Source organism: Micromonospora sp. NPDC023814 (assembly GCF_040639595.1).
In the GTDB taxonomy this organism is placed as follows: domain Bacteria; phylum Actinomycetota; class Actinomycetes; order Mycobacteriales; family Micromonosporaceae; genus Micromonospora.
Genome location: NZ_JBFAAF010000040.1, coordinates 64,337 through 70,076, shown reverse-complemented (window position 1 = coordinate 70,076; position 5,740 = coordinate 64,337). Strand labels below are relative to the sequence as shown.

Sequence of the window (5,740 nt, the reverse complement as noted above, 5' to 3'; positions counted from 1 at the left end):
GGCCTTCCTGCATCACTACAATCACCACCGACCCCACACCGCAACCGGCGGCAAGCCGCCCATCACCAGGTTGACCAACGTCCCTGGGCAGTACACCTAGTACGCTCGCACCGCTCCACGGACCCGTGGGGCGGTGCGCGGCGAGTGGGGGGACGATGGGCGACGAGGCGACCCAGGAGCTGTCGGTGACGCCGGACGCGGTGGCGGGCGGGAGCACGCACGTCTCCGACGAGGTGGTGGAGAAGATCGCGGTGGCCGCCACCCGGTCGGTGCCCGGGGTGGCCGAGCTGGGCGGCGACGTGGCCCGGTTCTTCAACGCGGTGCTCGACAAGGTCGGGCTGGACCAGGTCGGCGACGCCCGGCGGGGCTGCTCGGCCCACGTCACGAACGGCGCGGCCGTGGTCAACCTGGTCATCGTGATCGAGGCGGGCCGGCCGGTGCCGCAGGTGACCGACGCCGTCCGGGCGAAGGTGACCGAGGCGGTCGAGGCGTACGGGCTGCGGGTCGACGAGATCAACATCCGGGTCGACGACGTGACGCTGGGGGAGCCCGCCGCGCCGACCGCCTGACCGGTGCGGACAGCTCAGGTTACCGGCCGGTACGAGTATCCTTAGCGATCGTTCAGGCTGGGCTCTACACTCGACGTGCAGGTCGAGGACTCGAGGAGGAGCCCCGCGGATGAACGCCGACGAGATCGCAGCCGGACGGGCACGCTGGCAGGCCCGCTACGACGCCGCGCGCAAGCGGGACGCCGACTTCACCACGCTCTCCGGGATGCCCGTCGACCCGGTCTACGGGCCGCCGGAGGGCGTCGCCTACCCGGGCTTCGAGCGGATCGGCTGGCCGGGCGAGTACCCGTACACCCGGGGCCTGTACCCGACCGGCTACCGCGGGCGGACCTGGACCATCCGGCAGTTCGCCGGCTTCGGCAACGCCCGGCAGACCAACGAGCGCTACAAGATGATCCTCGGCGCGGGCGGCGGCGGCCTCTCGGTCGCCTTCGACATGCCCACCCTCATGGGCCGGGACTCGGACGACCCGCAGTCGCTCGGCGAGGTGGGCCACTGCGGCGTCGCGGTGGACAGCGCCGCCGACATGGAGACGCTCTTCGACGGCATCGACCTGGCCGGCGTGACCACCTCGATGACGATCTCCGGGCCGGCCGTGCCCGTGTTCTGCATGTACCTGGTGGCCGCCGAGCGGCAGGGCGCCGACCTGTCCCGGCTGGACGGGACGCTGCAGACCGACATCTTCAAGGAGTACATCGCGCAGAAGGAGTGGCTCTTCGACCCGGAGCCGCACCTGCGCCTGATCGGCGACCTGATGGAGTACTGCGCCCGGGAGATCCCGCGCTACAAGCCGCTCTCGGTCTCCGGCTACCACATCCGGGAGGCCGGCGCGACGGCCGCGCAGGAGTTGGCGTACACGCTCGCCGACGGGTTCGGCTACGTCGAGTTGGGGCTCTCGCGCGGGCTGGACGTCAACGTCTTCGCCCCGGGCCTGAGCTTCTTCTTCGACTCGCACGTCGACTTCTTCGAGGAGATCGCCAAGTTCCGGGCCGCCCGCCGGATCTGGGCCCGCTGGCTGCGCGACGTCTACGGCGCGACCAGCGAGAAGGCGCTCTGGCTACGGTTCCACACCCAGACCGCCGGGGTGTCGCTGACCGCCCAGCAGCCGGTCAACAACGTCGTGCGGACGGCCGTCGAGGCGCTCGCCGCGGTGCTCGGCGGGACCAACTCCCTGCACACCAACGCGCTGGACGAGACCCTCGCGCTGCCCACCGACGAGTCCGCCGAGATCGCCCTGCGTACGCAGCAGGTGCTGATGGAGGAGACCGGGGTGACCAACGTGGCCGACCCGCTCGGCGGGTCGTGGTACGTGGAGGCGCTCACCGACAAGATCGAGGCCGAGGCGGAGGCGATCTTCGCCCGGATCCGGCAGCTCGGCGGGGAGGGCCCGCACCAGATCGGCCCGATGACCTCCGGCATCCTGCGTGGCATCGAGGACGGCTGGTTCACCGGCCACATCGCCGAGTCGGCCTTCGTCTACCAGCAGGCGCTGGAGAAGGGCGACAAGAAGATCGTCGGCGTCAACTGCCACACCGGCACGGTCGCCAAGGACCTGGAGATCCTGCGCATCTCGCACGAGGTGGAACTGGAGCAGCGCCGGGTGCTGGCCGAGCGCAAGGCCGGCCGGGACGACTCCGCCGTCAAGGCGGCGATCGAGCGAATGGTCGCGGTCGGCCGGACCGACGGGAACATGATCCCGGCCATGCTGGACGCCGTACGCGCCGAGGCCACCCTCGGCGAGATCTGCGACGCCCTGCGCGCCGAGTGGGGCATCTACCGCGAACCCGCCCGCTTCTGACCCACCCCACTGCCATACCCCGCGATCTTGCACTTTCCGCCCCGGCAAAAGCCGCACAGGCCGTGTGCCGGGGGCCGAAAGTGCAAGATCGCGGAGGGCTGGGTGGGTGGGCGGGAGCAGGCGTGACAGTTGCAACTGTCCCCGTCGCGGTTGATCTGAGTTCGGCGGGTCGCGTGCGAGACTAGGTAACCATGAGCGACCCACGGATCACCTCGTCGATCTTCACCCGCGGCGCGGTCGACCTCAGCGCGCTGCGCACCCCCGCACCGGCCCCCGCCCGCCCCACCGCCCCCGCCCAGCCCGGCCCCTCGGGAGGCCTGCCCGGCACCGCCGGCGGCGGCGTCATCGACATCAGCGAGGCGACATTCCAGTCCGAGGTTCTCGAACGCTCGCTCACCACACCGGTGATCGTGGACTTCTGGGCCGAGTGGTGCGAGCCGTGCAAGCAGCTCTCGCCGGTACTGGAGCGGTTGGCCGCGGAGGGCGGCGGCGCCTGGGTGCTCGCCAAGATCGACGTGGACGCCAACCCGCGGATCGCCCAGATGTTCCGGGTACAGGGCATCCCGATGGTCTACGCGGTGGTCGGCGGCCAGCCGATCGACGCCTTCTCGGGCGTGGTGCCCGAGGCGCAGTTGCGGCAGTGGATCCAGGCGGTGCTCAAGGCCGGTGGCGTGACCGTCGCCGAGCCGGAGGACCCGCGCCTCGACGAGGCCGACGACGCCCTGATGAGCGGCGACCTGGATGCGGCCGAGCGCGCGTACAAGAAGATCCTCGCCGAGTCCCCGGCGGACGCCGCGGCGGAGGCGGGCCTCGCCCAGGTCGGGCTGGCCCGCCGGGTGGCGGGGGCAGACCCGGGCGCGGCGATCGCCGCCGCCCAGGCCAACCCCGACGACGTCGAGGCCCAACTCCTGGCCGCCGACATCGAGGTGCTCAGCGGTCAGGCCGAGGCGGCGTACGCCCGCCTGGTGGGCCTGGTCCGCCGCACCGCCGGCGACGACCGCGAGAAGGTACGCCAGCACCTGGTCGGCCTCTTCGCGGTCGCCGGGCCGGAGGACCCGGCGGTCGCCTCGGCCCGCCGGGCGTTGGCCAGCGCCCTGTTCTGAGCACGTAGCACGCCAGCGCGGGCCGGCGTTCCGGCCGGCCCGCCCGACACCTGAGGACGGGAGCCCATGATGCGCCGGATCGCCGTCCTCGACGCGCCCAGCAACCTCGGCCTGCGCCCACCCACGCCCACCTCGGTGCCGGGCTGCGTCAAGGCCCCGGGCGCGCTGCGCGACCAGGGGCTGCTCGCCCGGCTGCGGGCCCGCGACGCCGGCTGCCTCACCCCGCCCCGCTACGACCCCGGCGACTGGCGACCCGGCGACGGGGTCTGCCACGCCCGGGAGATCGCCGACTACTCGGCGGGGCTCGCCGAGCGGATCGGCGCCATCATCGACCGCGGGGAGTTCCCGCTGGTCCTCGGAGGCGACTGCTCGATCCTGCTCGGCTCGGCGCTGGCCATGCACCGGCTCGGCGAGGCGGTCGGCGGCCGCATCGGGCTGGTCTTCGTCGACGGCCACTCCGACTTCCGGCACCCCGGCAACGCCTCCTACGTGGGCGCGGCGGCGGGGGAGGACCTCGCCCTGGTCACCGGGCGAGGGCAGGCCGACCTGGCCGCCATCGAGGGGCGCCGGCCGTACTTCCGGGACATCGACGTGGTGGTGCTCGGCATCCGCGCGCAGGACGAGTACCGCCTCGACCTCCAGGCCGCCGGGATCACCACCCGTCCGGTGCCGGCGCTGCGCGCCGAGGGCGCGGCGCGTACCGCCCAGTGGGCGCACGAGCAGCTCGCCGACTGCGCCGGCTACTGGGTGCACATCGACGTGGACGTGCTGGATCCGGCCGTGATGCCGGCCGTGGACGCCCCCGACCCCGGCGGCATCGCCTTCGCCGAGCTGGAGATTCTGCTCGCCGGGCTGGTCGACACCCCGCACTGCCTCGGCGTCGAGCTGACCGTCTTCGACCCCGACTACGACCCGGACGGCGCGTACGCGGCCGAGATCGTCAACACCGTGGTGGCCGGGCTGCGCCCCGTCTCCGCCCCGGGCGCGTTGCCGCCCCGGCTGCTGCCGGACTCGTCGGCGGCTACCGCCCCCACGGTCCGCGCCTCGTCGGCCGGCAGCTCCTCGGTAGGTGCCTCGCCGGCCGGCAACTCGTCGGTCCGCGCCTTGTCGGTACCCTCGGCCCGGCGGGGCAACGGCCGTCCGGAGCCCCCGATCATGCCCTCGCCCGGTCCCGCTTCTGCCGCCGTCCCTGCCCCCGAGGACGACGATGACGACCGTCACCTGGGCGGCGGCGTCGAGGCGCGCGCCGAGGACGTTCCGCAGGCTCTTCTCGGCCCGGTCGGCCCGGTCGGCCCGGTTGACGCGGTCGGGGCGGTCGCCCCGGTGGCCGACGGCACCGGTCCCGGGGGTCCCGGCCTGGTTCCCGGCCTGCCCGCGCCGGAACCGGTCGGTCCGCCCGCCTCCGCCGGGCCTGGCCTGTTGCGCCGGGCGCCGCTCGCGGGCCTGGGCCCGGAGGATTCGCCGCCCGCGACCGACGACGGCACCTCGCCGTCCACCGCCGGCATCGCCTGACGGCCGTCGGGGTCTCCGACAGAGCCGGTCCATCGGTTCGCCCGACTCGCCCGACTGGGTCGATCCGGGCGGCCCGGTCGTGCGTCGACCGATCCGGTTGATCCAGGCCGGCCGGGTCGTGCGTCGACCGATCCGGTTGATCCGAGTGGCCGTGTCGTTGTCGTCCGTCCGCGTGCGGTAGGAGTTGATCGTGGGTTGGGCTCTGTTGGGAGTGCTCGCTCGCGCCTGTCGAGCTGCCCCATCTGTGCGCCCAAGCCCGCCGGGCCCCTGTGGTTCTCTCCGCGGCTACCGTTCGGCCCCCGGCGGTGTCGGCCTCCGGCCCCCGGCACTCGGCGGCGTCGGCCTCCGGCCCCCGGCGGCGTCGGCCCCCGGCCCCCCCGGCGGCCCCCGGCGGCTTGCCCAGCCGCTGCGTTGGTGCTGGGCAGTTGAGCTGCCCCGTCTGCGGACCCAGTTTCGCCCGGCGCGGGCTGGCTCGGGAGTGCCGGTGGAACCACATGGCTGTCACCGTCGACGTTTGACGTCCATGAGGTTCCACCCGTGGCGCCTGCCGGAGCTGGTCGGTGTCGGTCCCGGGGTGTGTCCATGGCTGCCCCATCTGTAGGGGCAGCTCGACAGCGTCGAGTGTCGCCTATGAGGCTCCACCCGTAGCGGTCTGCCGGAGTTGGTCGGTGTCGGTCCCGGGGTGTGTCCATGGCTGCCCCATCTGTAGGGGCAGCTCGACAGCGTCGAGTGTCGCCTATGAGGCTCCACCCGTAGCG

At 73.3% G+C, this 5,740-nt stretch carries 3 protein-coding genes and 1 pseudogene; all 4 read left to right on the top strand.

The window, feature by feature from the left end; genetic code table 11:
- The first annotated feature begins 155 nt into the window (after window positions 1-155).
- Complete coding sequence (locus tag AB0G14_RS21515) at window positions 156-569, top strand: Asp23/Gls24 family envelope stress response protein (protein WP_357699960.1); 414 nt, start codon at window positions 156-158, stop codon at window positions 567-569.
- A 109-nt stretch (window positions 570-678) separates the two neighbouring features.
- Window positions 679-2,367 (top strand): methylmalonyl-CoA mutase family protein, encoded by a 1,689-nt coding sequence (locus tag AB0G14_RS21510; RefSeq protein ID WP_357699958.1) that lies wholly within the window; start codon window positions 679-681, stop codon window positions 2,365-2,367.
- Window positions 2,368-2,558: 191 nt separating this feature from the next.
- Entirely contained in the window at window positions 2,559-3,470 is a 912-nt protein-coding gene (locus AB0G14_RS21505; protein ID WP_357699956.1) for a tetratricopeptide repeat protein, read from the top strand.
- Window positions 3,471-3,536: 66 nt separating this feature from the next.
- Window positions 3,537-4,472 (top strand): annotated as a pseudogene (locus AB0G14_RS21500) (arginase family protein); the annotation flags it as partial.
- Window positions 4,473-5,740: the final 1,268 nt, after the last annotated feature.

Coding starts and splice junctions, on each gene's coding strand:
- AB0G14_RS21510 (WP_357699958.1), top strand. CDS start 679: ATGAACGCCGACGAGATCGCAGCCGGACGGGCACGCTGGCAGGCCCGC.
- AB0G14_RS21505 (WP_357699956.1), top strand. CDS start 2,559: ATGAGCGACCCACGGATCACCTCGTCGATCTTCACCCGCGGCGCGGTC.
- AB0G14_RS21515 (WP_357699960.1), top strand. CDS start 156: ATGGGCGACGAGGCGACCCAGGAGCTGTCGGTGACGCCGGACGCGGTG.